Here is a 26,766-nt window from a genome sequence, read left to right on the forward strand (position 1 = left end):
TCTCCTATTCAATAAAAACCTTATAAGCAGTCTTACTTGTAATTACTTGCCGTGCATGTTCCAAATCATTAGCATTTTTAAAAGAAATTTGGAGAATACCGTTAATGTCTTCTCGATTTTCTTCATTAATATGAACATTGACCAGAGAAGTCCCTCGTAAGAGCTCCAAAATTTCCAAAATCACGTCTTCTTCATCCGGAACATCCACGAAAATATCGAATGAACTCTCAACACCGCCGCGTTTGTGTATTTCCATTTCTTTGCGGGTCTGTCTTGCCTTAGCAAAATAGTCCCAAATCGCATTTTCATCGTTTTGAGAAATGAGCTCTGCAACACTGTCCAGACGCTGTTTAAAGTCTGAAATACGCTCCAAAACAGCTGCTTTATTCGTTAAAAGAATACTAGTCCACATGCCGGGCTCACTCTCAGCAATGCGGGTCATATCTCGAAAACCGCCGGCTGCGAAACGGCTGGCCATCTCATGTTCAGCAGCATAGTCTCCGGCTTGTTCCATCAAACTGGCAGATAAAATATGAGGAAAATGCGAAATCTGACTGGTTACCCGATCATGTTCAGCAGCCTCAATTTCAATAAATCTGGCCTGCAAGCCTGACAGCAAATCTTTTAAGTCTGCAATCGTCTGCTGTCCTGTCAATTTACTGGGAGTAAAAATATAATAAGCATTTTCGAATAAGTGCACATTTGCTGCTGCCGCACCAGATTTATGACTGCCGGCCATAGGATGCGAACCGACAAACTGCACTGGTCTTCCCGTCAGATATTGCTCAGCGGCTGATACGATTTCTAGCTTAGTTGAACCGGCATCTGTAATAATCACATTCTCTTTCAAATCGAGTTCAGATAAAATTTTAAGGAAGGTGATGGTTTGTTTAATCGGCACAGCCAGAATAATCACATCAGCCAGAGGAGCAAAAGCCTTAAAATCATCGGTCGCTTCATCAACCAAGCCGCGTTCCAAAGCGATAATCCGTGATTTATCAGAACGATTATAGCCTAGTATCTTATAATGAGGGTGCCTGCGCTTAATTCCCAGAGCCAGCGACCCTCCAATCAACCCTAATCCGGCTATATAGATGATTTTCTCTTCCATATTTTACTCCAATCCCATAAGTTGTCAAGCCTAAAAATGTTTAACAAACTCTCGGTGGCCGGCGACAGCTTCTTTTAATTCTTCCATATTATCTGAAGAAAATTTGTCCAAAAGTTCATTAGCAATGACTGTCGCCACAACAGCTTCCATAACAACACCAGCAGCCGGCAGAGCCGTAGGGTCAGAACGTTCTACCGTAGCCTTATAAGGCTCATGGGTTTCAATATCAACTGACATCAGCGGTTTATAAAGTGTCGGAATAGGCTTCATCACTCCTCGCACGACAATTGGCTGTCCATTGGTCATGCCGCCTTCAAAACCGCCGAGATTGTTGGTACGGCGGGTATAACCGTCTTCTTCATTCCACAGAATTTCATCCATCACTTCAGAGCCTCTTCTGTAGCCGGCCTGAAAGCCGACGCCAAATTCAGCTCCCTTAAAAGCATTAATAGAAACAACCGCCTGAGCAAGCTTGCCGTCTAATTTTCTGTCCCATTGGACATAAGACCCCAGACCGGCTGGCACGCCGCCAACAATCGTTTCAACAACGCCGCCAATTGTATCGCCCTCTTTTTTGATTCGGTCGATATAATCCTTAATTTCCTGCTCACGTTCCTGATTGACTACAGAAATCTCAGACTGGCCGGCTAAGGTTTTGATTTCTGAAACAGTTAAGCCGTCCGGAACAGCAATTGTTTTACCGCCAAAGACGACCACATGATTAGCAATTTCAATATCGAGTTCAGCCAGAATACGCTTGGCGACAGCTCCAACTGCCACACGCATGGCCGTTTCACGCGCTGAAGAACGCTCCAGCGAATTGCGTAAATCCTCAAAACGGTATTTCATACCGCCCACCAGATCAGCATGACCGGGACGCGGATGGGTAATTTTGCGCTTAGTTTTGAGCCGATCGTCAATATCCTCTGCCGACATAATTTCCAGCCATTTTTGATGATCTTTATTGATAACATCCATAGTAATCGGCGCGCCTGTCGTTTTACCATGGCGGACACCGGAGGTGAAAACAACCCGATCCGATTCGATTTTCATACGGCCGCCCCGGCCGTAGCCGCCTTGGCGCCGTTTGAGGTCAATATTGATATCTTCTGCCGTTAGGGAAAGACCCGCAGGCACACCTTCGATGATAGCTGTCAGACGCGGACCGTGTGACTCACCAGCTGTTAAATATCTCATCTATCTCTCCAAATAGTCTTTCATTTCTTCAAGGGGGATTTGGTTAATTGCTGCACGCCCCAATTCCGGAACAATGACCGTCTTAATAGAACTGCCGCGAGCCTTCTTATCATGCCTTAAAGTATCATATAATTTGTTTACATCCCATGGCTGATAAACTGTCGGTAAGCCGAATTTTTGGCACATAGCAGCAATGTCGTCTGCGATTCCGGCCGGCATCAGTCCTTTTTTCTCAGCTGCCCGAGCCATCTGAACCATCCCGATTGCCACTGCTTCCCCGTGCATGACCTGACCGTAGCCTGCAGTCGCCTCAACAGCATGACCGATAGTATGGCCGAAATTTAAGTAGAGCCGCTTACCATTGTCAAATTCATCTTCAACTACTAGGTCACGTTTAACATTGCAGGAACGATAAATAATAGAGTCTGCATGGTCTAAGATAGACTGAACTGAACCATCCATAGAAAGGAGCTCCTGCCAAAGTTCAGGATCGGCAATCAGTGCATATTTAATCACCTCACCCATACCTTCAATCAGCTCCCTTCTTCCCAGCGTCTTAAGCGTTTCTGGATCAATCAGGACACCGTCAGGCTGAGCAAATGTTCCTACCATATTTTTAGCAAATACTGTATTAACTCCTGTTTTGCCGCCTATAGAAGAATCCACTTGAGCAGTCAGACTGGTAGGAATTTGTAAAAAATGCAGCCCTCGCATATAAGTAGAAGCTGCAAATCCAGCCAAATCTCCGACAACCCCACCACCGAGAGCCACAATTCCGTCGCTTCGCGTTAAGGATTGTTCCACCAGAAACTCATAAGCTTTATTGACAGTTGTCAGGCTTTTACTGGCTTCACCTTCCAAAAAATCAAAAACAACCACATCAAACCCTGCATCCTCAAGGCTGAGTTTAACTTTCTCGGCATACAGACTGCCAACATGGTTATCAGTAATTACCGCAATTTTCTGCGGCTGCCAGATGCTGCTGACCCATTCTCCTGCCTTTGCTAAAGAGTGTCTGTCAATAATAATATCATATGGATTGCTCGATAGATTAACCCGTAAATTCATTCGCTCACCTGCTTACTTGATAGCATACTTTTTCAAAAGCTCATCCCAAATTTCGGTTACCGGCATTTCCTGCCCTGTCCACAGCCTGAAAGTCTCGGCAGCCTGATGCAGAAGCATTCCCAGGCCATTGATGGTCTTTATGCCTTGCGATTTAGCCAGTTTGATAAACGGCGTTTCAAAAGGATTATAGATCACATCTGCAACCAGCTGCCCCTGTTTGAAACGCGTTTCAGGAAGCACGACCATCGTGACACCATCCATGCCAACACCATTGGCATTGACCACTAAATCAGCCTCATTGATTTTCTGCTGAATAAGAGCCTGATCAGCTAAATCAAACACGACCACAGGAACGCCTGTTACCTCAGTCACCTTGCCCTGACGCTGCCGCGTGACTTCGAGGTACTTCTCTTTGTTAAACATATTAATTTTAGCGACACCGTGTCTGGCCGCATAAGCAGAGATAGCTGTAGCGGCACCGCTTCCTCCCAAAACCGTAAGCGTTTTTCCCTTAATAGTAAAATCACTGGGGAGAGAAGCAAAAAAACCGTAGCCGTCTGTATTATAGCCGATTAGTTTACCATCGCGGTTGACAATCGTATTGACCATCCCAAATAAAGAAGCACTGACATCCAGCTCATCAAGATAAGGTGTTACGACTCTTTTATAAGGCATAGACAGATTAATCCCCCACATATTGTAGCGCCGAATATTTTTTACGGTCTCCTCCAAATCCTCCGGCCGTGTATCCCAAGCGACATAAACACCGTTAATGCCTAAATGGGCAAAGGCGTAATTATGGATAAAAGGAGAAATCGAATGCTTTATCGGACTGGCAACTACAGCTGCTAATCTGGTATGACCGTCAATCTGCATCAAGAATCTCCTTAATTTTTCTCATATCGGGCAGTGCAATCTGTCCAGGAGCGCTGACTTGCTCAAGGCTGGCAAAACTCCAGCTGGAACCAACCAAATCACCGCACATTCGCGAAATACGTCCCAGTTTTCCCATGGACATAGTAGCATAAATCTGTTCAGGATTAAGCGTTTTAAAACCTCTGGTATAATTCATCAAATCTAAAACATCTTGCTCACTTTTAGGCATTACCGCTATTTTAACAACCCTGGGCGCCAGAGCTGTCAGTTCAGAAAAAGCTTCCATGATATTTTCCGGAGTTTCATGAAAATTATGATAGGACAAGACTAAATTAGGGTAGTCCAGCATTTCCTGAAAAGCTTCCATATGTGTGAAATATTCGAAATCAATATAATCAGGATTGTAAATCGAACTGATGCCCTTAATCAGACCCAGATACTCCTCATCAGACAGGTCAATATTGCCGCCTTCTTTGGTCGTTCGGAGTGTAAAAAGGATTTCAAAGCCGGCAAATTTTTCAAAAATAGCCGGAGCAACCGTCATAATATCATCTTTATTTAAAAAATCTGCCCGCCACTCAACAATATCAGCCGTTTCAAATTGGGAAGGTTCAAACGCTTGAACTTCTTCAAGACTTCGAGGCATTACTGGTACTACTATCTTCATTTTTCCACCTTTATTGTGAATACTTTCAAATAATTACTTTTTTCATCTGCTTGATTTACAGCAAAGTCGTCCGGCAGCTGCTTGAGACTAAGGTAAGTGTGTCTGCGTGTGCTAAACCCCTTTTCCAGTTCTTTTTGAAATCGGGAAATACTCATGTTAGCTGCATTGACTGCAGCAATGATAAGCCCTCCTTCGGTTAAAATATCCAGTGACTGAGAGATTAATCTGGGGTAATCTTTATGAACCGAAAAAGTTTGCTTCTTATTCCGCGCAAAACTGGGCGGATCAATCAGAATAATATCAAACAGGAGGCCCTTCCGCTTAGCATATTTTAGGTAGTCAAACACATCCATGATAAGAAACTGATGGCTGTCATCTGCAATAGCATTGGCTGCAAAATGGGCTTGTGAAAGTTCCTTAGATCTCTTAGCCAGATCAACCGACACTGTCTCTTTTGCTCCCCCAGAAGCAGCAGCCAGAGAAAAGGCTGCCGTATAGGAAAAAAGATTGAGCAATCGTTTACCGGCTGCCAAACCATTAGTCAAATCCCTGCGAATTTCGCGCTGATCCAAAAAGAGGCCGGTCATTAAGCCTTGGTCTAGAAAAACACTGTACTTAAGGCCGTTTTCAGTGATAAGAAACTTTTCAGCTGCTCTTTCTCCATAAACAAAAGAGGAGTCATAGGCAGGCCCATCAAAACGAACCTTTTCATAGGCACCCTTCACTTTGTCAGCAAAGACCTCTTTGAAGGCAGCAACAATCGTCTGACGAATAGTGTACACAAAGGCATTATACCAAGAGAAAAGCGCATAATCCCCGTATAAATCGACTGTCATACCACCAAAGAAATCACCGTCCTGATTAAAAACACGGTAAGCTGTCGTCCCATCTGAGCGCTCGTAAAACGACCGTCTCTTCCGAGCAGCCCGAAAAAGGGCAGCAAAATAGGCCTTATTTAAAGTTATTTTTTCTTTTGATACAAACCAACCAACTCCCTTATTCTGCTTAGATAGATAAGCTGTTCCTAGAAATTGCTGCGCTTTATTATAAAGCAAAACTTCTTTGTCCGTCTGCTTTAATTCTTGAAAATCTTTTGCTTCTAAACACTGAATTCCTCTGCTTAGCCTCCCTTCGGCAGCAGAAGTCACATACAGTCTACTCATAACCCATATTATAGCAGATTTTCAATAAAATTCCTACTCCCAAAAAACTTTATTCTCACATGAAAATCTTCATTTTATGGTATAATCTATGAATAAGAACGTTTTAGGAATTATATTTATATAAGGAAGTTAGTTTAGTGAAAAAAGTAATAAACAAATTTCTCGCTATGATGAACAGCCGCTTGGGTTTTGTTTTAACTCTGCTGCTGTTTTATTGGCTAAAAAACCTCTGGGCCTACAATATTGATTTTTCCTTAGATGTCGGCAATCTCTATCAGATTTTTCTGACAGTTATCAATCCGCTCCCTATCGCCCTTTTAGTTCTGGGACTGCCCTTATATATCACAAATACAAAGGCCTTCTACACCGTAGAAATCGTGCTCTATATCATTTTAAATTTCTTACTGCTGGCCAATGTTATCTACTTCAGTGAATTTACTGATTTCATTACGGTCAGTACCATGCTGGCCAGCGGCAGTGCTTCTGCTGGTTTGGGTGACTCGGCTTTGAATCTTTTAAAACCGGGATATATCGTCTACATACTGGATCTTTTCTTCTTAATTTATGTTTTTGTCAGAAAAAAAGTAAAGACAGACAGCCGATCCTTCAATAAAAGAGCTGCATTTGCTGTCACAGCCCTATCCGGTCTTTTCTTTTCCATTAATCTATTCATGGCAGAAGTTGACCGGCCGCAGCTTCTGACCCGCGGGTTTTCCAATACCTATTTAGTCCGTGCTATCGGTCTTCCAGCCTTTACGGTATACAGCGCTAATCAAACCTATCAGGCTCAGAAAGAGCGTTCGGAGGCAACGGCTGAAAAATTGGCCGAGGTCGAAACCTATGTTTCAGACCATTATGCCAAACCCGATGCCAAATACTTCGGAATTGCGAAAAATCGCAATGTCATTATGATTCATTTGGAAAGTTTTCAGCAATTCCTGATTGACTATAAATTAAATGCTGACGGGAGCGAACATGAGGTGACACCTTTTATCAACTCCCTTTACCATTCTCAGTCCACCATCTCTTTTTCCAACTTTTTCCATCAGGTAAAAGCTGGTAAGACCTCAGATGCAGAAACTATGATGGAGACGTCATTATTCGGTCTCAATACCGGATCCTATATGGTTAATTACGGCGGTGATAATACAGCTTACGCCGCTCCATCCATTCTGGCACAAAAAGATAACTATTCCAGTGCCGTTTTTCACGGCAATGTCGGCAGCTTTTGGAACCGAAACAACACCTATAAACAGTGGGGCTACAACTATTTCTTTGATTCCTCCTCTTTTTCAGAACAAACCAAGAGCAACTCTTTTCAGTATGGGCTCAACGATAAATATATGTTTGCCGATTCTATTAAATATTTAGAGCAGCTCCAGCAGCCTTTTTATGCTAAGTATATCACTGTTTCAAATCATTATCCCTACACAAGCCTGTCAGGAGAAGCGGATGAAGAAGGCTTCCCTCTGGCCGATACAGGTGATGAAACCATCAATGGTTACTTTGCTACAGCAAATTATTTAGACGCATCGGTCGAAGCTTTCTTTAAATACTTGCAGGCAGCCGGAATCTATGATAATTCTATCATTGTTCTTTACGGTGACCACTACGGAATTTCCAACAGCCGCAATACCAGTTTAGCCAGCTTACTTGGCAAAGATCCAGAAACTTGGACAGAGTATGACAATGCTATGCTGCAGCGAGTTCCATATATGATTCATATCCCCGGCTACAACCAAGGATTTATCAATGATACTTATGGCGGCGAAATTGATTCTCTGCCTACACTCCTGCATCTGCTTGGGATAGACAGCAGTCAGTATATCCAACTCGGACAGGACCTCCTCTCGCCGGATAATGACCAGATTGTTTCACTTCGAACTTCCGGTTACTATATTACTCCGGAATATACCAGTTACAGCGGACGAACCTATTTCACACAAAGCGGTGAGGAAATCACGAATCCCGATGAAGAGACAGAAGCCAAACTGAAAGAAATCCGTGAGACAGCCTCAATGCAGCTTTCAATCAGCGATGCTATCCAGACAGGTGACCTTTTGCGCTTTTACAGTAATGAGGATTTAAAACCTGTGGATAGCAGTAAGATAGCATACACAGATCAGCTCAAACAGCTGGAAACTATAGCTAAAGATTTGGGGCAGGAATCAAACAGTATATTCAGCCGCAATGGCAATAAAACAACTCAGGATCTCTTCCAGGCGCCAAGTTATGCTGAGCTGCATGATACTTCTCCTTCAAGCTCCAGTTCTTCTTCCAGCTCAGAGCCATAATCAGGGCATAGGATTAAGTAAGAATAAAAAGAATGCGGATAAAAATTGTGATTTCAAAAGCAGCAAGCTGCTCTTATTCTCATAAAACAAACGAAGCTAAGAATTAAATTTCTCAGCTTCGTTTTTTATGTCAGTCAAAAGTTTTTCAGCAACTTGTTTCTTACGTTCTCAGCGACAAAATTTTTTATACAAATATGAACACTTTATTTGAAAAAATTTAGAATTAGTATTAATATGAAGATGTAAGGGTTATCATAATTATTAAGGAGGTTCAATATTATGTGTACTGCTATTACATTTTCAACAAAAAATCACTATTTCGGCCGAAATTTTGACTATGAAATTTCTTATAATGAAGTTGTCACGATTACGCCGAGAAATTATCCGTTTGTCTTTCGAAAAGCAGACAGCATTGACCACCATTATGCCATTATCGGTATCACAGCTAATGTAAAAGAATATCCTTTATACTACGATGCTATGAACGAAAAAGGCTTAGCCATGGCTGGACTCAACTTTCCGGACAACGCAGATTACAAACCATTTGCAGAAGGAAAAGACAATATCACTCCTTTTGAATTTATCCCTTGGATTCTCAGCCAATGCTCTACGGTGGCTGAAGCCAAAGAGCTTTTAGCCCGCATTAACCTCGTTAACATCAATTTCAGTCCTGAGCTGCCGCTTTCACCTTTGCACTGGCTGCTGGCTGACAAAGATGAGGCTATTGTCATTGAAAGTGTTAAAGAGGGATTAAAACTTTATGATAACCCTGCTGGAGTATTGACCAACAACCCTCCTTTCGACTATCAGCTGTTTAACCTTAATAATTATCGGGCATTATCCGTAGCAACACCCGAAAACCATTTTTCTGACCAAATGGACTTGGATGTTTACAGCCGGGGAATGGGCGGAATCGGCATGCCTGGTGATCTGTCATCGGCTTCACGCTTCGTGAAAGTTGCCTTTACACGACTTAACTCAGTGTCCGGCAGCTCAGAAAGTGAAAGCATCAGCCAGTTCTTCCATATTTTAGGATCTGTTGAGCAGCAAATGGGCTTATGCCAAGTAGGTGAACACAAATATGAACATACTATCTATTCTTCCTGCTGCAATTTGGATACCGGCGTTTATTATTACAGAACTTATAATAACAGTCAGATCACAGGAGTTGATTTAACTAAAGAGGACTTAAACGGAAGTCAGACAGTCACCTATCCTATCATTGATGAACAGCAGATTCATATTCTTAATTAAATCCAAAAAACCGAAGCCGGGACAAAATGTCTCAGCTTCGGTTTTTTGGATTCGAACAAAGCCATCCTTACTTTAATGAAAAGTGAGAGAAAAACCGCAGTTCCGACAGGAACAGGTTTTCCCCTACTCTCGTTTTTTAGACGGCCTTTACCGTCTTATGGAATCGGCTAATCTCAATTTAAACTAGGCTGTTTCCAGTTTAGCCTTTGCTGCCTCAGCAAGCGCAGTAAAAGCAGCAGCATCATTAACAGCCAAATCAGCTAACATCTTCCGGTTAACTTCGATTTCAGCCAATTTCAAACCATGCATCAACTGTGAATAAGACAGGCCGTTCATACGAGCCGCTGCATTGATACGAGTAATCCACAGCTTACGGAAATCACGTTTCTTTTGACGGCGGTCACGGTAAGCATAGTAGTAAGAATTCATCACTTGTTCTTTTGCAGTACGGAACAAGATATGCTTTGCACCATAATAACCTTTTGCTAATTTTAAAACACGTTTACGGCGTTTGCGTGAAACAACGCCACCTTTAACACGAGCCATTTATAAATCCTCCAATACTTTTTTCAGAAATGCCGACTTACTTAAGTCCTGTTACCATTGATTTAATACGCTTAAAATCACCTGAATGAACCATCGCTGCTTTGCGAAGGTGGCGGCGCTGTTTCTTAGTTTTACCGTGGAAACGGTGAGAAGTATAAGCGCGGAAGCGTTTAAGTCCGCCTGAACCTGTACGTTTAAAACGTTTAGCTGAGGCGCGGTGAGTTTTTTGTTTTGGCATTTTTTCTATTCTCCTTACGTCATAATACACTTATATCAAGCTTATTTCTTATCAGGAATCGGGGCAAGCTGCATAAACATCTGCCGGCCGTCCATCTTAGCTCTCTGTTCAATAATCGCAATATCCTGAGTTCTTTCAGCAAATTCAGCCAAGACTTTTGCTCCGATATCTTTATGGGTAATCATCCGGCCCTTAAAGCGAATGGAAACCTTAACTTTATTGCCTTTTTCCAAAAATTTGCGGCCGTTGCGAAGTTTCGTCTCAAAATCCCCCTTATCAATAACCGGACTCAGACGCACTTCTTTTACGGTGACAACGCTTTGTTTTTTGCGCTGCTCTTTTTGTTTCTTTTGATATTCAAATTTGAACTTGCCGTAGTCCATAATTTTCGCAACTGGGGGTGTAGCCTGTGGCTGAATCAGGACCAAATCTACATTAGCCTCATCCGCAGCAGCCTGAGCTTCCGAGAGCGGCTTAATGCCCAGCTGTTCGCCATTAAGACCAACAAGACGAACTTCACGGACACGGATTTCGTCATTAATGAATAGATCTTTCTTAGCTATAATCTTCACCTCTTTTTTCTTTTTCAAGAGAAAAACGAAAGCGGACTTGATTCACAAATCCGCACTACAATATATTTCATTACTGAAACTTGATATGTAGAGCCAGACAACGTTGAGTCGCAAGGCGAGAAGTTCTCACTTCTGCTTTTCTCACTGCTAATAGCTAGTATAACATGAGGTTTAGTTCCTGTCAATAATTTTTTCAGCTTTTTCCTGAATAAAATGAACAACATCTGCAATACTAACACCTGTCGTATCAAAAATAAACGCATCTGCTGCGGGCACTAAGGGCGAAACAGCACGGTGACTGTCTTTATAATCACGTTCTTCGATATCACGCTTTAACCTTTCGAAGTCAGTTTTGATCCCTTTCTCCTGATTTTCCTTAAAACGGCGCTGCGCCCGTTCCTCAACAGATGCCTGCAGAAAAATTTTAAGCTCTGCATCAGGCAGGACGACCGTTCCGATATCACGTCCGTCCATAACAATGGCTCCGTCTTTTGCAATCCGGCGCTGCTGAGCAACCAACTCTTCTCTGATTTCGGGGATAGCTGACAGCCAAGAAACATTTCTGGTGACAGCATTCTGGCGAATAGCTGAGCTGACATCTTGATCGCCAGCAAAAACAACCTGTTGGCCATCAGCTGTTTGTGAAAAAGAAATGGGATTAGTCCTGATAAGCTCCAAAATTTCAGAAATCTGCTCATCTCCAAGCTGATGTTGCAAAGCGAGATAAGTCACTGAACGATACATTGCTCCGGTATCCAAATAAGTATAGCCAAGATTTTTAGCAACAATCTTGGCTACTGTACTTTTTCCGCTTGAAGCCGGACCATCAATAGCAATTGTAATGGGTTTCATGGTCTCCTCTAATTCTGATTAGTTAATGCGAACTTCATCACCCGGATCCGCATACCAGTAACCGAGTGTCATATGATCTGGATTTAAGGCCTGCAGCTCTTCTACCGATATCCCTGCACGTGAAGCAATAGCTGCTGCCCCTTCACCAGCTAAAACCGTTATGGTTTCACCGTTTCCTTCAGAACTTTCCGATGTTGTTGTATCACTGGAAGATGCAGTTGTTTCTTCAGAGCTTGAGCTGGCTGATGTTTCCTGACTGACTGTCGTTTCAGCCGAATTCCCTGCAGACGTTGTAACCTGAGCAGATGATGACTGGGCAGTCTCATCTGTATTATTGTTTGAAGTGTAGTAAAAGACAAACAATATACCGACAATCAACAAGAAAAAAACGCTCAGCAAAGCTGTCAGCCAAGGTGTCGAAATCACCAAGGTTTTACTGTCTTCTGATTTTTTCTTTTCTTCCTTGCTGTCTGCTGTCTGCTCTTCACTGTCGTCAACTATTTTTTCTTCCCATGGTTGTTTTGCCATGATTTTCCCCCTTGTTAAATAATTCAATTCATATTACAATAATAGCATGAAAGTAGCATTAATCCCAGAAAAATGTATCGCCTGCGGGCTTTGCCAGACCTATTCCAAACTGTTTGATTATGACGATGACGGCATAGTCAAATTTTCTGACAGCTCAGAATTGGTTAAAACAATCAACAGTCAGGATCAGGATACCCTAAAAGCTGTTAAAGCCTGCCCAACTAAAGCTCTTACAATTTTGTAGGAGTTTTTTTGTCTTTTTTATAAACTTCAAAATAATCCATCTTTGTAAAATTATCCAACAGCTCAACTTCTCCTCTAAAATCCGGATCGACAGCCAAAGCATCTAAAAAATATTTCTTCGGCCATTTTCTCATATAGAACATATAGCTTTTCCCGTCAGCCAAATGAAGAGATAAGGTTGAATAAGTCACTTCTATTTTGTCAATTGAGGCAATAGCTATTTTTTTAGGAATTCTCGGATTCAGGGAAACGATTCGCAGGATACCGTTCTCCTCAATAATGAAGTACCTGTAAAACCCAATATTGACCAGAACAATAAATAAAGCAAACAAAATAAAAATATAAGACGGAATTCTAGTTCTTTCAAACAAAAGTGATAAGCCAATAAATATAGGAGCGATTGCAATTGACCAATAAATAATCAGCCAGGATAATTCAGGCTGCCAATGGTACCTTATTTTGCCAAAAATTTTGATCATAGAGCCCTCCCAACACCTCTATTCTATCATATTTTTTTCTTTTTTAGTGGGAATTCTCAAAATTTTACGATTTCAATAATAAGATCTACAGCCCTCTCCATTGTCTGCAAACTGACAAACTCAAACGGCCCGTGCATATTCTCACCGCCGGCAAATAAATTAGGGGTCGGAATGCCCATAAAAGAAATTTTTGAGCCGTCTGTTCCGCCTCGAATAGGAGCAATAAGCGGCTTGATACCTATTTTTTTCATAGCTTCTTCCGCAATAACTACCGGACGTTTATCCTTTTCCAGCACTTGTTTCATATTGTAGTACTGGTCATCTAAACTGACACAAACACGTTTAGCCCCATAGTCCCTGTTCATTTTCTCGGCAAGGTTTCGGACCAAAGCCTTGCGCTCCTCAAATGAATGACTGTCAAAATCACGGATAATATAAGAACTATGGGCTTTTTCGACATTTCCTTCAAGATTAAATAAATGGTAAAAACCTTCATAGCCTGCTGTCTTTTCCGGACGCTCGGCATCAGGCAGCTGAGAATGAAAATCAAAAGCCAGCTGCAGGGCATTGATCATTTGATCTTTTGCGGTCCCAGGATGGACATTGCGGCCTAAGAAATCAATTTCCAAAGCAGCGGCATTAAAGGTCTCATACTGCAGTTCACCTAGCGGACCGCCATCAACTGTATAGGCAAAGTCAACAGCAAAATCGTCTGCAGCAAATTTATCTGCTCCAACACCGATTTCCTCATCCGGACCAAATCCGACTCGAATCTCACCGTGTTTTATCTCAGGATGCTCAGCTAAATAAGCCATTGCTGTTATAATTTCTGCGATACCTGCTTTATCGTCAGCGCCCAGCAAGGTAGAACCATCAGTTGTAATTAAAGTCTGCCCTTTATAATACTTTAATTGCGGAAATTCCTGCGGTGTCAAATGATAACCCGATTCACCAAGAGCGATACTGTCGCCATCATAATGTTCAATAACCTGCGGATTAACTCCTTGAGCATTATAGTCGGCTGTATCCATATGTGAAATAAAACCGATTCTGTTCTTTTTTGCCGGATCGGTAGCCGGTAAAGTACCGATTATATAGCCATTCTCTGGCAAATAATGCACATCCTGAAGACCGACAGCCTCCATTTCAGGTTTTAGGATGTTCAGTGCAAAATCAATCTGGCTCTGCGTTGAAGGTGTCTTTTTACTGGCAGGATTGCTGCGAGTATTGATTCGGATATAAGTCAAAAGACGCTCCAACAAATTTGTATATCCCATAGGTCACCTCAATATTTAGTCCATTTTATTATAGCAAAAAACACAAACAGTCTCTACTGCTAAGTCATTTATGGCCGCTTATGTTTTTTCTGCCTGATAATTCATTGATTATTAGCCGCAGCTCTTACATCAAAAAAGCTTTACCCTTTCTCATGTCAGGCGGACTGACCGAAAATGGTAAAGCTTTATTATGTACAAGAGCAGGCACATAGACAAGCGCTGAGCCGTTTGCTTTTAAACCGCTGACCGCTTGGTACGATTCTTTATTCAGCAGTAATATGGTAATAAGCCTTCTCTGCTAAATTCTCTGCAGTTAAGTCTTGAGAAGAAAGAATGCGGTCTTTTGCTATATCTGTCGTATCAGACTGTCCATTGCTAAAGTAAGCAGATGAAAGAGTCTTACCGGCTGGAATTATGTAGAGCGTCAGATTGGTTTTACCGGCTGTTTCAACATTCAGCAATAAAACACCATCCTGATCAATATCAAGGAAGCTTCCAGTCATTCCTGATGTTGTTAAACCTGTTTGATTGAAAGTAAGGGCATCAGCGGCAGCATTTTCCCAGCTTCCTGCCATGGTTCCATAATCCCCTTTTAAGACTCGGCCGGTATCCAGTCCATTGATTGCTGCTATTTCAGACTCTGACTGTTCACCTGACTCAGAAGTTCTGTCAGAAGACGATGAAGTCCGAGAGTCTTCTGATTGAGTCTGACTGCTGGTTGCTTGGGAAGATGAAACAGTTCCAGAAGCTGTTTGACTGTCCGTCCCGTTTTTTTGCTCTGCACAGGCAGTAAGTAAAACAATCACTGCCAAACAGGCTGCAAAACGACTGATTATTTTGGTCATAAGCGCCAACTTTCTAACTGCTGGTTATCGGGTAAACCGGCCGGTATAATCAATATTTTCGTCCAGATTATGCGATAACTTAGGTGAAACACTGGTATACTGCCAAGCTGCAGCATTTGAGTAGTAGGACAGAGCTTTTGCCTGTTCTTGACTCAAGTAAGTATAACCATTGGTATAATGGGCAATCCAGAAATTCGACAAGCCAAACTGGGATGTGCTGACTTGACCGCCGCGGATATCCAGCCAGCTGGCCATTGTGTAGTGAACAACATTGTTATATCCCAGACGGTTCATCTCATTCTGCCAAGCTTGTACATTGCTGTTAATATTAGGCAGCATAGCAGATTCTTCCATATCATTGACCATCACAGTAGCATTTGAAAGCCCTAAAGACTGAGCGACACTGACAAAATACTGAGCTTCGGCTCTGGCTTGCGCTTCTGTCGTGTAATGCGAGTAATGGTAAGCAGATACTTTGATACCGGCTGCCTGAGCATTAGCAATCTGCGCCCGGGCATAAGGATTGGTATAGCTCGTTCCTTCAGTCAGCTTCACAACAACACCCTCAATCCCCTGCTGTTTCAAAGAAGTAAATTCAGCTGTTGAAATAATGCCGTTGTGGCTGCTGATATCAATGAAATATGATGGTAATTCAACCGCCGGTCTTTCAGCATTGAATGCATAGTTTCCCAGATCAAATCCTGATGTGCTGCCATCATTATAATTAATATAGGCATGAACGGTGTAATTTCCTTGAATATAACCATGGTTTTTCGCATCTACAGTCACAGACGCCTTACCATTACTTACTGAGGTCGTTTCATACCAGGCAAGATTGGCTTGATTGCTTTCTGACCAAGCCGCTACTTGGACACTTTTGACAATTTTCCCGTCAGCTTTTTCTGTAACCACCACTTCAAGTCTGCCAGCTGCCGCATTGTGGTTCGTTACTGTGACTGCAGCATCTGCTGCTCTGACGGCCTCCGTTACCGTAAACCCTTCAGTTGCAGATAAGCCGATAAACTGATTACCGATTTTACTTTGCCCATAGACATTAACGTGATAATGTCCCGTTTCAAAGTAATGATCCCGCAAATTAATAGTTGCTGTATAAGTGCCGTTAGCTTGCCTGTTTGCAGTAAGCCAGCTGAGATCGTCCTGACCATTATGACTCGTCCACACCGGAAGCATTATCGAACTTATATAAACCGGAACCTCAGAAACAGTTACCGTATAAGTGGTTTCTGTAGCTTTAGCAATTGCTGTTTTCACATTAGGCTGGCCAATATCGAAATCTTTTGCATTAAGGCCAACCATATGCCCCTTATCATTGAGATAAGCATGAATATGATAAAGCCCATAACCGCTGTGATTGCTATACGGTGCAGTAACAGTACCGCTGCTGCTCGATTGATACCATTGGAGATCATCCTGTCCTTTTTCGTCTGACCAGACTGCGAAATGGACTTTACTGTAATCTGTTACTGTATTAGAATCCAGTTTTATGGCAATACCATCGCTGGTTAAGCTAGCCGTGACAGTGTTCTTATCAGCCGGTTTGGTAATTTTATAGGAGCCCAAAACTGTCCCTACCGTTGTCCCGTCGCTATAGTCCGTATACACATGAACAATATACTGATCAGAGCGATTGGAATGGTCAGCAATATTGATAGTTGCAGAAGCTCTGTTATTTCTGACTGCCGGAGAATACCATTTCAGGTCGTCCTGTCCCTTGTCCTGAGACCAAACCGCAATATTAACAGCTGTCATCTCTTTGGTCGCAGATGAACCTGCAACCACGACATCAAAAGTAGTCTTATTCTCAGCATAATTTGCAATAGAAACCGTAGCATTGCTGCGTGTATCCACATTATCAAAACCGGATGTGGAAGCTAAACCGATTTGACTTCCTAATATTGTGCTGTAACCATAGATATTCGCATTATAATGCCCTCTGTCATTATTATGGTCTTTCACCGCAACACTGACCGTATAAGTCCCCTGCTGAGTCTGTCTGGCAGTATACCATATCAAATCATCCTGTCCTTTTTGATCCGACCAGACCGGAACCATGATATCAGTAATACTTTGAGGAACTTTGCTGATAATGATATCAAAGCTGCCATTTCCTGTCTGTTTAATCGCTGTTTCAATTTGCGGTTCGGCTACCGTAACAGTCATCGCATCTAAGCCGTAATTGCCGCTGCTTCGAACCGAATAGGTATGAATATGGTAAGTCCCGTAAGACCTATGCCGTGATAAGTCAACATAAGCAGCGCCGGCTGCATCAGCAGTGTACCACACTAAATCATCCTGTCCATTTGCATCAGACCAAACAGCAAACATAATGCGTTCATCGGAGGCAACAGGTTTCTGATAGGCAATGTTTATTTCTTTATCTGTCACGTTAGCTAGGGTAAGAGGCTGGGGCTGATTAGTTTCTGTAAGAAGTACTGTATCAACAGCCGAAGAAATCATTTGATCCTCCCAAGCTGTAGCCGATTCCTGCTGACTTTCATCAGGTGACACTGCTCTTAAAGAAGCCTCCTCAGCGTTCCCAGCCAACTGCTGAAGTTCTTCCGCATTGATAGAAACTGCTGTTTCTTCTTCAGCATTTGCAGCGGCTGTCTCCTCCTGAACAAGAGGAGAATCTGCCTCTTCAGTTTCTGTTGATCCCGTCAGATCAGAAGCCGGTTCCTCCTGAACATCAGCTGATTCAGATGGCAGTACTCCTTCCGGAATTTCCTCAGCTTTATCGTTGTTATCTGCCGCTTCTGTCTGAATGCTTGGCTGTGCCTCTGTCACAGCAGTTTCCGGAAGTGGGCTGTCCAAATACTGTTCATCAGCCAGGACAGATCCAGTCCCCAAGAAGACGCTCATTACAAAAGGAGCGATAAGATAAGTCTGTAGCTTTTTCTTTTCCAATAGTAAAACCTTTCTTTATTTAAAATTATTATAACATTCATTGATATGGTGGGCAAGTCTGCTATTTTAAAGCTTTTTTACAAAAGAAGTCTACTTTTATAATAGACGAGTGTAAAACACCTGCTCTTTTTCAGCTTAATGACTGTTTTTAAGGTTAGACTCCGAACAGTTTGACACTTAGATAATAAGATCGTCTGCCTGCCAATGAAAACAGCCCAGTAAGATGTATCCGATATTCTTTTGAACCGCCTTGCTTTTCTATTCGAAAAAAAAGAGGAATTTCTTATTTGGATTGCTTTCTGCTGCCTTTTTATATTCAAATTTACTAAAATAGCCTTTCTATGGTATAATCTAAAGTAAGAATTATAATGAAGGCAGTTGTATTATGACACTTTTATCTATTGTTGTCCCTTGTTACAATGAAGAAGAGGCTATCCGCCCCTTTTTAAAAGAAATGCAAAAAATTGAAGACCGTATGCAAAACAAGGTCACTTTTGACTATTTGTTTATCAATGACGGATCTGCGGACGGGACTCTTTCCGTCCTGCGCGATATGGCAAAATCTTACAGCAATGTCCATTATATTTCCTTTTCCCGAAATTTCGGAAAAGAAGCCGGTCTGCTGGCTGGTTTGGAAGAGGCTAAAGGAGATTTAATTACGGTAATGGATGCTGATCTTCAAGATCCGCCGGATTTACTGCCTGAAATGTATGATAAAATTCAAGAAGGCTATGATGTTGTCGGTACACGGCGTGCTAATCGAAAAGGTGAACCTCCGATACGCTCCTTATTTTCAAAACTGTTTTATTGGTTTGCCAATAAAATTACGGACACGGAAATGGTGGACGGCGCCAGAGACTTTCGTTTGATGACCAGACAAGTTGTTGACAGTATCTTAACCTTGGGTGAAGTCAACCGATTCTCTAAGGGCATCTTTTCTTGGGTAGGATTTAAGACAACCTATATTAGTTTTGAAAACCGTGAGCGGGTGGCTGGGAATACCAGCTGGAATTTCTTCGACTTGCTCAAATATTCTATTGACGGATTCGTTAACTTTTCTGAGGTCCCTTTAAATATTGCAACTTGGACTGGGACAGTGAGTTTTGTTTTTTCTCTTTTTGCTATCATTTTCATCGTTATACGTAAATTAATCTGGGGTGATCCGGTATCAGGATGGGCAAGTACAGTTTCTATCATACTCTTTATGGGCGGGATTCAGCTGTTTTGTATCGGAATACTGGGAAAATACATTGCCAAAATCTTTTTAGAGACCAAAAAACGTCCTGTTTATATTATTAAAGAAAAAGGGTAAAAAACAGATTCTGCCTTTCAAACAGATATAAAAAACGGCTCGGTTTTCACCGAGCTGTTTTTTAAACTTTCGATTATCAGGACGACAGCTGAGAGTGCCCGTCTTGTTCACTTATCTTTTGGTTCAGCAGCCTATTAAGCTGATGTATTCCTACTGAAGAAATCGTTAAAATAGCAGGAAGAAACTGGATAAGGTAGCGTGTTCTGCCGCCTTCAAAAAGCATGAGAAACAGCAGGCCGCCAAATACGGTAATCTGCATCCACAGCTGGAAACCGTTATTGGCATCAAAGAAGAAGCAAAAGGCTATAAGACCGACTGAAACACCTATCCATATGATTTGCAGGAAGGAGCCATATAAATAATAATTATCTCCTTCAACATAGATGTAACTTCTAATCCATCTGGCCAAAGCACTGTCCTGTATGTTTTTCAGCCATTGAACCGTCAAGCGCTGCTCTTCACTCAGCACCCTTTCCTGAAACCAGCCGAAGTTCCCTTCACCCACTATCCAATAATATTTATAGAACAAATGGCCAACAAAGGTCGTAAATTTATAATCTGCTAAACGCTGCTTGATTTCATTCAGTGCCAGTCTGTTTCTGTCTTTTCCGGCTGACTGCCAAACCTCCTCAGAAATCTCCGAATGGACATTCCCAGAATAGGTCAGTCCCAAGTTAACATAATAGAGCAAGGTGCGGCTCATCTGCGGTTCGTAGTTGACAAAGTCCTGCTTTTCTAAAGAAAAGGCCAGAGCTCTGTTCACTAGAATAAATGAACAGACCGCTATTAGCAGCACTTTCACATACGGCTTGAGCACAGCCTTTTTTTGCTTAACGACGTAAACCGTCAGTACAATGGCGCCTGCGATAATAAATATCATAACTGTCGGCCTAAAACCATAGGCTGCTGCTAGCACTAGGCCTGCAAGAGCGCTTCCTCTTGCCTTTAGCCTGCCTTTCACTATAAGGACAGCCAGCAGAATAAAGAGACTGAGAAGAAAGAGCGTGATAGCATCAGAATAAGTATAAAGCTGTTGAGGGGAAAGGCCGAGAACAAGCGTAAAGAGCAAAAAGGAAACATCTGCTGTTTTCTTATTCAGCATCAGCTTATTTGACAGATAAACAAAAACGATGGATGAATCAATAAACAGGATATTCCAAAAAGTTAGTGCAGCAACTAGGTTCTCCCTTGTCAGAAAATAATTAATTTTAAACCACACAACCAGCAAAAAGTTATTAGGATTTACTGAAATGTAGTCAGTCGCAGCAGCATATCTTGGATCAGTGGCGATTAGGTAGACAGTACTTGTATCTGCAGAAGCCAGAGCTAAACTGGAAAATGTAATCAGCAGCTGAAAAGCAAACAGGCCGGCTAAAACGTATTTTTTATGGGAAATCAGAAAGCTGTAGGCTATCCTGCCTATCCTGACTGTTTGTTTTTTAAAATGAAAAGCAAAGAACAGCAGAATAACAAAAGCAATCAGCAATTTTGCCAGAGCATCGGTTAAATCAGTATAGTCAATGTTTAAATACTGAAAGGCAAAGTAAACAGCAAAATAGCCCCATAAAATCATCAGAACAAAGAAAACTGAGTTTCCGATTTTCAATAACTTTTCCATTTTTCTCCTCATTTATTTAATTTCAAAAAAATCTTTATAATCGCTAATATAAGATTTTCCGACAGTGATATCATACTGAATCAGCCTCAAATCATTTGCAATCTCCTCCTCTTCTGCTGTCAGCCCCTCTTTGTTCACACTGGCATTCTCAAGGACATTGGTTAATAAAGCATAATAAGGAGAAACTTTAGAATTCGTATGAGCCAGAAGTTCGGCAGTAAAGTCACTGGAGTTAACCAGCGGGTAATCCAATTTCGCTATTTCGTGGTTGCTCCAGATAAAATAATCTGTCAAATACTGGCTGCTCGGATCAGAAGTAAAGGCACTGTCTGGGTATAAACCCGGCAGATGGTCACCGTAAAAGACAACTGTAATGTCCTTATCCACCTCTGATAAACTGTCCAAGAAATCTTTAGTTGCAGTGTCCGTATAACTCAACAATCGGACGTATTCCGTCAGTGCACCATTTTCAGATTCACTGAACCCCTCGCCTGATGCGAGAATATCTGCCGGTTTTCCGACCGACCATGGAACATGGTTCTGCATTGTGATAACAGAGAAAAATTGACTTTCGTCCGGTTTTAGCTGACTTAAAACATTGTCATAGACTGTCTTATCACTGACACTGACACCGAGACTCTCGGCATTTTCAAAGGTGTCGTCTGAATCAGACGAAAAAATCAAAGTATCGAATCCCAATTGTTCGTAAACCGTCTTCCGATTATAGTTTTTGGCACCGGATGGATGCAGAACGATACGGTTCTTAGCATCAAACTGATCGCTGATAGAAGGGAAAATGGACATTTTCGGAACAACCTCAGTGTAAAGGGTCGAGACCGAAGAAGAAAAATTATAAAAAGGAAGACCGGTCAGCGTTTGGAATTCCATATTAGCTGTTCCGCCGCCGTAGCCATCGGAACGCATCAAGCCGCTGGTCGTCTGTGTTTCGATTTCCCGAACATTGGGCATAACATCTTGACTGACTGTTACGCCGGCCACCTTAAAGGGATCGGAAAAGCTTTCGCTGAGAATATAAATAACGGTCTGATCTGAGATGCTGTTAGCCCTGTCTGCATTAATCTCTTCAGCAAGATCGGTATATTTTTCAGCAATCTGCCTGATACTCTCTTCACTGTAGTCTTTTGGCGTATCCATGGTTGATTTTGTCACTTGTTTTGTCCAGACATACATCAGTGATTTATATCTGGCATTGACATCAAATCCCATCCATTCAATATTAGCCCAGTTATTGACTGTTGATACCACAGGTATCCCTTTAGTGATCATATTGTTTTTTTCATTTTTGAAAACCAAAAAAACAAACAGCGACAGCCCTATTAAAGCTCCGAGAATGGAAAAGCGAACACGCTTTTTGGTGAAAATAGGACCCGGCAGCATTTTTTTTCTAAAGTAATAGTAGAAAGCTCCGGTCAGCAAAAGCATTACTACCAAATAAATAACAACTCTGATGTTAACAGAACTTATCAGAAGATTAACATCTTGCAGCCAAACAAAATCTGTAATCAGAAGCGGTTCATTTCGAAGCGATTCTTTTATAAAATTCGCAACTGAAATAAGAACACCTGAAATGGTAATTAAAAGTGTCGCCAAGAGATAGCGGTTGATAATGGCATAAACCATGATATAAACGACTGTCAGGAAAATAATCTGATACAGGACAGCCCCTGGGAAAATATAGGCACCCAGCAGCTCTGAATCACCCTTCACTCCATATTGAAGGCAGTAATTGAAGACAAGAGCCAAAGACAGGCTGGTTATCAGACTGAGAGACAGACTGGCCTTATTTCTTCTGAGATCTCTTAAAGCCTGTAAAGCTGTGATAGACAAGAGAACAACAAGAAAAATAATCCAAAGTAAATTAGAAGTCAGATAAGAAATGAAATCAGCCACATTGCCTTTTTCAAAATATTCTTCAGAAGCAGGCAAAAAACCGTGCAGGAGTCTGCTGTCGTTACAGATAATAGTGGCTAAAACGAGATACAGTATTCTTCCTTTAGGCTGGTAGTCCAGTATAACAGCTTCCAATCCGGAAAAATAATGTTTTTGCTCAAACAGGTAGTGAAAAAGATAGCCAATAGCTACAATAGCCCCAACAGTCAGCAAAGCATTGCCCTCAAAAAAATGATTTTTGGACAGGGCCCATGGATCGAACTGTTTATTATTGATATTTCTGGTAACTAAAAGGAAATAGGAAACACACAGATAAATGAGATAAGAAATCCCCAGCTTGATAAAGAAGTTTCTGTTGATTTCCTTTGAAAAATAAATCCCCAAAGCTGCTACCGAAAGGAGATAGACCAGCATCAAGTAGAAAGACAGGCTCGCAAAAGGAGCCGGCATATCGTGTCCTGACAGAAGGTTGCTTGTCACCAGATACAAATTCATATAAAAGGTAAATATGAGTAAAAGAATATGCTGCAGCACATTCACCCAGTTTATGTCTTTTAGTAATTTTCTCATGATTTCAATTTTTCCAAAGAACGTTTAATAATATACTTCACTGCCCTTGCCGGCCCTATGAAAATATACTTAATTGCTCCTTTGATACCTCCCATATAAGTAAAATCAATATACGTATGCGGAGCACTGTTGCCGCGTTCATTATATAATTTATTATCCACAAAAGGCGTCAAAGCTACCGGATTTTGTGAAATCCTAAAATCATAATGCCGACTCCAAGCGATATAGACAATTAAACGTTCAATCGCATGAAGAATGGAATTTTGCGGCAAAGGTTCTGCCGGAACATCTTTGTCCTGCAGTCCTAAATCAAAGAGAGGAGCTAAGGCATCATATTTAAACCAGATAAAGGTACCGTAACTCATGACAAATGTATGAAATTGGTTAAAATCAATGGTCTTGGTCAGCTGCATTTGCTGCCAAAGCTTGTTCATTTCTGGTGCAATCAGGTGCTCATTCCAGGCATCAACAATCTTATTGTAACGGAAAAAAGTCGGAATATCAGCAATAACAAGACCTAATTTTTCGTTTTCAAAATTAGCTATAATACTGTCTGCCGGCTTAAGGAGCATGGCAATCAGCTCCTTGCGCCAAGACTCGCCTGCCCAAAAATCAGCTTCTTTAGACTTTTTAGTATGGAAATGACCGATGTAATCGTAATCTTTCAGTTTATCTTTAAGTTTAAGGAGGGGTAAAACATCGCGGCCGATATTGCCAGTAACAAATATTTGAGCCTGCTTTTGCTGTTCAAGCAGGAGCTGCTGAATATCTTCTTCTTTTTCTTTGCTGTCTGTTGTGATAAACAGGTCGTAATCAAAATGAAACTGCTCAAAAGCCAGCAGAAATTCCGGCAGCAAATCAAGATAGAATACATGCAGATGGACAGCGATTTTTTTTCGCAGAGCCTCAGGCAAAACCGCCGGCCGCAGGTATTTTTTACCTAAGAGATACTTAAAGTCGGGATAATTGACTTCTGACATATGAGAGACGATCAAATCTATCGGATAGTCTGAAATCCGTTCAATCTCATCCAGCAAATAAGGTGTTATATGCTGATTGGCATCGATTGCTTTCACTTTGATAAAAGGAACCCTGTGAGCCAAAACAGCTGTTGGATGGTAGTAAGAAAAATCCGCATGCAGCATGTGCGACGCATCCTCATTGGTAGTATCAAAGACAGTTTGATACTGAAAACCGGCATCCACAAGTGTGGTTGTAACTTGGGTCTCATATTCATCAATGACTCGTTGCACATCAGTATGATTCCGAATATTAGTCCAAAATCGATGAAATGCCTCCGACTGTAAAACAGCATGTTTAAAAGTAATAAAATAACTTTGAATATGCTCTTTAAACTGTTTGGTTTGACGATTATTAGTCAATCCCCAAAAATCTATGTTTTCCTGCTCTTCATAATTAAGATAATAATCTTTAATATCCCACAGCGGACCAAAGCAGGTGTCATTCATAACAGTCAGAATATCATAATCTTTTATATTGTCGAAGCCAACTTCATTCATACCATCGCGCCATGCAGCAAAATCAAAGCCGATATTCTCCCTTTGAATAAAATCATCAATAATATTTCGGCTTCTCAGTTTTTCATGGTCAATTGCCGATACCGTGCTGTTTGTAATAAAAACAACTTTGGAAAATAAAGGACGCATCTGAGTCAGCTGATAATAAACATGCGAACTGACACGGTTATATTTATTAAAATGGACATATAAAAGCAGTCTCTTCATTTTTTTCTCCTAAACATGTTAATCAAAGCTGTCGGAATCGTCCAGCGACGCGAATGGGTCACGGCATTATATCTGATAACCATCTCTTCTAATTCTTTTTTGTAAGCATTTCTTTCTTTTTTGACACGCTGGTAATCGGTCTGAGAGAGCCTGAGTTTCTGCAGTTCCGAACGGCTGTCATACAAATCTTCAGATAGCAGACGAATAAGGTAATTCTCTGACCGACTGTCCTCAAGATTGAACATCTCATACTGCAAAATTAGATGAGAGCTGCTGATACGCTCGGTATTATAGACAATCTGGGGATCAGGATCATTAAAAAAGAAAGCCTCTCGAATCTGCAGGCCATTGGTCAAAACGGGCAGCAGCTCAGTATTAAACTCTGGATCAATCAGCCTGACAGTTTTATAATAACTGGGAGCTTCCGACAGATCAATCCGCAGGTGCTGCGTCCCAGCCGGCAGCTTAATCACTAAACGGTCACTTTCCTGAAGAGGAAATTCTGAAACATTATCTTCGGAAAAATCATGGCTGTCGCTGGCATAATAAATGGTCACTTTTTGTCCGCTCGTCACAGCAGCCGGCTGGAAGCCCTGCGATAGCAGCGTTTCGAATTCAGTATGCTTGTCTAAGAGTGTCAGAAAAGCCTTCTTATAGTCAGTATCCGGATATTTATTGACATACTCAATCTGAGTTCCCAGCAATCTCTGAAAACGCTGACGCAGCTTAGCCATGTCTTTTGTCCGTGAGTCAGACTCATCATGCATGCGATAAACGGTTGTAGCATCGGATAAAAAACTAAGTTTCGTTCTTCGGAATAATTCCAGCTGCAGATTGAAGGTATCATCAACTGCATCTAAAGCAATCAGCTGATTGACTTCCAGCATCAGCTCCCTCTCAACCAACCAAGTAGAAGCCATAGTCATCCCCTTTAGGGCCAGCATCTCTTCATAGGTAGTAATTAAAGGGATGGTCTGATTAGCAAAAGCCTTAGGCTGGGTTACCTTCCCTTGACTGTTAACAAAATCAAAATCAGTGTTTGACCATTTTGAATCCTGAGACCGCTCTAATAAATCTACTTGTTTCTGCAGCTTATAATCATCTATCCAGTAGTCATCACCATCACAGCGGGCAATATATTCCCCTTTGGCCTCCTGGCAGATTCTTACCCAAGTCTTCGTAATTCCCAGATTTTCAGTCTGAAAAAAGGCTCGGATTTTCTCTGGATAGTTATCGGCGTAAGACTTGATAATAGCCGGTGACTCATCAGTTGATGCATCATCTACCAAAATAATTTCATAGGAGAAAGAGGTCTTCTGCCTTAAAAAACTCTCAATAGCATCTGCAATCCAACCCCCTTTATTATAGTTAGTGCAAATAATAGACACCTTCACCAAGTCTTACCTCCTTTCATAAGATACAAAGGCCGTTTAAAAATCCGTATGAAAATAGGGGATGGCAAGTGATGCTGGCAT

Annotated in this window: 23 protein-coding genes and 1 other annotated feature; of the genes, 4 read left to right on the forward strand and 19 right to left on the reverse strand. The window is 41.7% G+C overall.

Annotated features, from left to right (window positions below; translation table 11 throughout):
- Window positions 1-4 precede the first annotated feature (4 nt).
- From AB3329_RS03110 to AB3329_RS03135, 6 genes are read right to left on the reverse strand one after another with little or no spacing between them, the layout of a single operon-like run.
- The gene (locus AB3329_RS03110) at window positions 5-1,111 is read right to left on the reverse strand and encodes a prephenate dehydrogenase (protein WP_368394287.1); all 1,107 of its coding nucleotides are present in this window, start codon (window positions 1,109-1,111) and stop codon (window positions 5-7) included.
- A 30-nt stretch (window positions 1,112-1,141) separates the two neighbouring features.
- Complete coding sequence (gene aroC, locus AB3329_RS03115) at window positions 1,142-2,308, reverse strand: chorismate synthase (RefSeq protein WP_368394288.1); 1,167 nt, start codon at window positions 2,306-2,308, stop codon at window positions 1,142-1,144.
- On the reverse strand, window positions 2,309-3,376 hold the full coding sequence (gene aroB, locus AB3329_RS03120) for a 3-dehydroquinate synthase (protein ID WP_368394289.1): 1,068 nt from the start codon (window positions 3,374-3,376) through the stop codon (window positions 2,309-2,311).
- Window positions 3,377-3,388: 12 nt separating this feature from the next.
- Window positions 3,389-4,252 (reverse strand): shikimate dehydrogenase, encoded by an 864-nt coding sequence (locus AB3329_RS03125; protein ID WP_368394290.1) that lies wholly within the window; start codon window positions 4,250-4,252, stop codon window positions 3,389-3,391.
- On the reverse strand, window positions 4,242-4,919 hold the full coding sequence (gene aroD / locus AB3329_RS03130) for a type I 3-dehydroquinate dehydratase (RefSeq protein WP_368394291.1): 678 nt from the start codon (window positions 4,917-4,919) through the stop codon (window positions 4,242-4,244). Before aroD ends, AB3329_RS03125 begins: the two co-directional genes overlap by 11 nt.
- Window positions 4,916-6,082, reverse strand: coding sequence for a class I SAM-dependent rRNA methyltransferase (locus AB3329_RS03135; protein WP_368394293.1), 1,167 nt, complete (start codon window positions 6,080-6,082; stop codon window positions 4,916-4,918). The genes aroD and AB3329_RS03135 overlap by 4 nt, the downstream gene beginning before the upstream one ends.
- A 137-nt stretch (window positions 6,083-6,219) precedes the next feature.
- Between AB3329_RS03135 and AB3329_RS03140 the strand changes: the two genes are divergently transcribed.
- Window positions 6,220-8,376, forward strand: a complete 2,157-nt coding sequence (locus AB3329_RS03140) for an LTA synthase family protein (RefSeq protein ID WP_497008017.1) — start codon at window positions 6,220-6,222, stop codon at window positions 8,374-8,376.
- 279 nt (window positions 8,377-8,655) lie between these two features.
- Window positions 8,656-9,630 (forward strand): choloylglycine hydrolase, encoded by a 975-nt coding sequence (gene bsh, locus AB3329_RS03145; protein WP_368394294.1) that lies wholly within the window; start codon window positions 8,656-8,658, stop codon window positions 9,628-9,630.
- A 183-nt stretch (window positions 9,631-9,813) separates the two neighbouring features.
- On the opposite strand, the gene rplT is transcribed toward bsh, so the two are convergent.
- The 5 genes from rplT to AB3329_RS03170 all read right to left on the reverse strand — a co-directional run bounded on the left by rplT (window position 9,814) and on the right by AB3329_RS03170 (window position 12,366).
- Entirely contained in the window at window positions 9,814-10,176 is a 363-nt protein-coding gene (gene rplT, locus AB3329_RS03150; protein WP_067061369.1) for a 50S ribosomal protein L20, read from the reverse strand.
- Between the two features lie 37 nt (window positions 10,177-10,213).
- Window positions 10,214-10,414, reverse strand: coding sequence for a 50S ribosomal protein L35 (gene rpmI, locus AB3329_RS03155; RefSeq protein ID WP_368394295.1), 201 nt, complete (start codon window positions 10,412-10,414; stop codon window positions 10,214-10,216).
- 41 nt (window positions 10,415-10,455) lie between these two features.
- Window positions 10,456-10,986, reverse strand: a complete 531-nt coding sequence (gene infC, locus AB3329_RS03160; protein ID WP_067061361.1) for a translation initiation factor IF-3 — start codon at window positions 10,984-10,986, stop codon at window positions 10,456-10,458.
- A 17-nt stretch (window positions 10,987-11,003) separates the two neighbouring features.
- Window positions 11,004-11,130, reverse strand: a sequence feature (ribosomal protein L20 leader region).
- A gap of 27 nt (window positions 11,131-11,157) precedes the next feature.
- Window positions 11,158-11,838 (reverse strand): (d)CMP kinase, encoded by a 681-nt coding sequence (cmk, locus tag AB3329_RS03165; RefSeq protein WP_368394296.1) that lies wholly within the window; start codon window positions 11,836-11,838, stop codon window positions 11,158-11,160.
- A gap of 18 nt (window positions 11,839-11,856) precedes the next feature.
- Window positions 11,857-12,366 carry an SAG1386/EF1546 family surface-associated protein gene (locus tag AB3329_RS03170; RefSeq protein ID WP_368394298.1) on the reverse strand — a complete coding sequence of 170 codons (510 nt, stop codon included), beginning with the start codon at window positions 12,364-12,366 and terminating at the stop codon, window positions 11,857-11,859.
- 46 nt (window positions 12,367-12,412) lie between these two features.
- On the opposite strand from AB3329_RS03170, the gene AB3329_RS03175 reads away from it, so the two are divergent.
- The gene (locus tag AB3329_RS03175) at window positions 12,413-12,610 is read left to right on the forward strand and encodes a ferredoxin (RefSeq protein ID WP_368394299.1); all 198 of its coding nucleotides are present in this window, start codon (window positions 12,413-12,415) and stop codon (window positions 12,608-12,610) included.
- On the opposite strand, the gene AB3329_RS03180 is transcribed toward AB3329_RS03175, so the two are convergent.
- The 4 genes from AB3329_RS03180 to AB3329_RS03195 form a co-directional block, all read right to left on the reverse strand.
- Window positions 12,597-13,088 (reverse strand): EbsA family protein, encoded by a 492-nt coding sequence (locus AB3329_RS03180; protein ID WP_368394301.1) that lies wholly within the window; start codon window positions 13,086-13,088, stop codon window positions 12,597-12,599. The genes AB3329_RS03175 and AB3329_RS03180 overlap by 14 nt on opposite strands.
- 56 nt (window positions 13,089-13,144) lie before the next feature.
- Window positions 13,145-14,365 (reverse strand): peptidase T, encoded by a 1,221-nt coding sequence (gene pepT, locus AB3329_RS03185; protein ID WP_368394302.1) that lies wholly within the window; start codon window positions 14,363-14,365, stop codon window positions 13,145-13,147.
- 263 nt (window positions 14,366-14,628) lie between these two features.
- Window positions 14,629-15,210 carry a DUF6287 domain-containing protein gene (locus AB3329_RS03190; protein ID WP_368394303.1) on the reverse strand — a complete coding sequence of 194 codons (582 nt, stop codon included), beginning with the start codon at window positions 15,208-15,210 and terminating at the stop codon, window positions 14,629-14,631.
- Window positions 15,211-15,234: 24 nt separating this feature from the next.
- Window positions 15,235-18,090 carry a GBS Bsp-like repeat-containing protein gene (locus AB3329_RS03195; RefSeq protein ID WP_368394380.1) on the reverse strand — a complete coding sequence of 952 codons (2,856 nt, stop codon included), beginning with the start codon at window positions 18,088-18,090 and terminating at the stop codon, window positions 15,235-15,237.
- A 430-nt stretch (window positions 18,091-18,520) separates the two neighbouring features.
- Between AB3329_RS03195 and AB3329_RS03200 the strand changes: the two genes are divergently transcribed.
- The gene (locus AB3329_RS03200; protein WP_368394304.1) at window positions 18,521-19,447 is read left to right on the forward strand and encodes a glycosyltransferase family 2 protein; all 927 of its coding nucleotides are present in this window, start codon (window positions 18,521-18,523) and stop codon (window positions 19,445-19,447) included.
- 76 nt (window positions 19,448-19,523) lie between these two features.
- On the opposite strand, the gene AB3329_RS03205 is transcribed toward AB3329_RS03200, so the two are convergent.
- From AB3329_RS03205 to AB3329_RS03220, 4 genes are read right to left on the reverse strand one after another with little or no spacing between them, the layout of a single operon-like run.
- Window positions 19,524-21,065: a glycosyltransferase-like membrane protein gene (locus tag AB3329_RS03205; protein WP_368394305.1), complete on the reverse strand. Its 1,542-nt coding sequence runs from the start codon at window positions 21,063-21,065 to the stop codon at window positions 19,524-19,526.
- Window positions 21,066-21,077: 12 nt separating this feature from the next.
- Window positions 21,078-23,546 (reverse strand): LTA synthase family protein, encoded by a 2,469-nt coding sequence (locus tag AB3329_RS03210; protein ID WP_368394306.1) that lies wholly within the window; start codon window positions 23,544-23,546, stop codon window positions 21,078-21,080.
- A complete protein-coding gene (locus AB3329_RS03215) occupies window positions 23,543-25,291 on the reverse strand; it encodes a rhamnan synthesis F family protein (protein WP_368394307.1) in 1,749 nt (582 codons plus the stop codon). Before AB3329_RS03215 ends, AB3329_RS03210 begins: the two co-directional genes overlap by 4 nt.
- Window positions 25,288-26,688, reverse strand: coding sequence for a glycosyltransferase family 2 protein (locus AB3329_RS03220; RefSeq protein WP_368394308.1), 1,401 nt, complete (start codon window positions 26,686-26,688; stop codon window positions 25,288-25,290). Before AB3329_RS03220 ends, AB3329_RS03215 begins: the two co-directional genes overlap by 4 nt.
- Window positions 26,689-26,766: the final 78 nt, after the last annotated feature.

The organism is Streptococcus huangxiaojuni, from assembly GCF_040930515.1.
GTDB lineage: Bacteria > Bacillota > Bacilli > Lactobacillales > Streptococcaceae > Streptococcus > Streptococcus huangxiaojuni.

What these genes read in the sequence shown, in the direction of transcription:
- AB3329_RS03180 (WP_368394301.1), bottom strand. Translation starts at nt 13,088, where the DNA reads ATGATCAAAATTTTTGGCAAAATAAGGTACCATTGGCAGCCTGAATTA.
- AB3329_RS03190 (WP_368394303.1), bottom strand. Translation starts at nt 15,210, where the DNA reads ATGACCAAAATAATCAGTCGTTTTGCAGCCTGTTTGGCAGTGATTGTT.
- AB3329_RS03125 (WP_368394290.1), bottom strand. Translation starts at nt 4,252, where the DNA reads ATGCAGATTGACGGTCATACCAGATTAGCAGCTGTAGTTGCCAGTCCG.
- AB3329_RS03200 (WP_368394304.1), top strand. Translation starts at nt 18,521, where the DNA reads ATGACACTTTTATCTATTGTTGTCCCTTGTTACAATGAAGAAGAGGCT.
- AB3329_RS03175 (WP_368394299.1), top strand. Translation starts at nt 12,413, where the DNA reads ATGAAAGTAGCATTAATCCCAGAAAAATGTATCGCCTGCGGGCTTTGC.
- AB3329_RS03135 (WP_368394293.1), bottom strand. Translation starts at nt 6,082, where the DNA reads ATGAGTAGACTGTATGTGACTTCTGCTGCCGAAGGGAGGCTAAGCAGA.
- AB3329_RS03110 (WP_368394287.1), bottom strand. Translation starts at nt 1,111, where the DNA reads ATGGAAGAGAAAATCATCTATATAGCCGGATTAGGGTTGATTGGAGGG.
- AB3329_RS03195 (WP_368394380.1), bottom strand. Translation starts at nt 18,090, where the DNA reads ATGAGCGTCTTCTTGGGGACTGGATCTGTCCTGGCTGATGAACAGTAT.
- cmk (WP_368394296.1), bottom strand. Translation starts at nt 11,838, where the DNA reads ATGAAACCCATTACAATTGCTATTGATGGTCCGGCTTCAAGCGGAAAA.
- AB3329_RS03210 (WP_368394306.1), bottom strand. Translation starts at nt 23,546, where the DNA reads ATGAGAAAATTACTAAAAGACATAAACTGGGTGAATGTGCTGCAGCAT.
- AB3329_RS03170 (WP_368394298.1), bottom strand. Translation starts at nt 12,366, where the DNA reads ATGGCAAAACAACCATGGGAAGAAAAAATAGTTGACGACAGTGAAGAG.
- rplT (WP_067061369.1), bottom strand. Translation starts at nt 10,176, where the DNA reads ATGGCTCGTGTTAAAGGTGGCGTTGTTTCACGCAAACGCCGTAAACGT.
- AB3329_RS03205 (WP_368394305.1), bottom strand. Translation starts at nt 21,065, where the DNA reads ATGGAAAAGTTATTGAAAATCGGAAACTCAGTTTTCTTTGTTCTGATG.
- pepT (WP_368394302.1), bottom strand. Translation starts at nt 14,365, where the DNA reads ATGGGATATACAAATTTGTTGGAGCGTCTTTTGACTTATATCCGAATC.
- AB3329_RS03215 (WP_368394307.1), bottom strand. Translation starts at nt 25,291, where the DNA reads ATGAAGAGACTGCTTTTATATGTCCATTTTAATAAATATAACCGTGTC.
- bsh (WP_368394294.1), top strand. Translation starts at nt 8,656, where the DNA reads ATGTGTACTGCTATTACATTTTCAACAAAAAATCACTATTTCGGCCGA.
- aroC (WP_368394288.1), bottom strand. Translation starts at nt 2,308, where the DNA reads ATGAGATATTTAACAGCTGGTGAGTCACACGGTCCGCGTCTGACAGCT.
- aroB (WP_368394289.1), bottom strand. Translation starts at nt 3,376, where the DNA reads ATGAATTTACGGGTTAATCTATCGAGCAATCCATATGATATTATTATT.
- aroD (WP_368394291.1), bottom strand. Translation starts at nt 4,919, where the DNA reads ATGAAGATAGTAGTACCAGTAATGCCTCGAAGTCTTGAAGAAGTTCAA.
- rpmI (WP_368394295.1), bottom strand. Translation starts at nt 10,414, where the DNA reads ATGCCAAAACAAAAAACTCACCGCGCCTCAGCTAAACGTTTTAAACGT.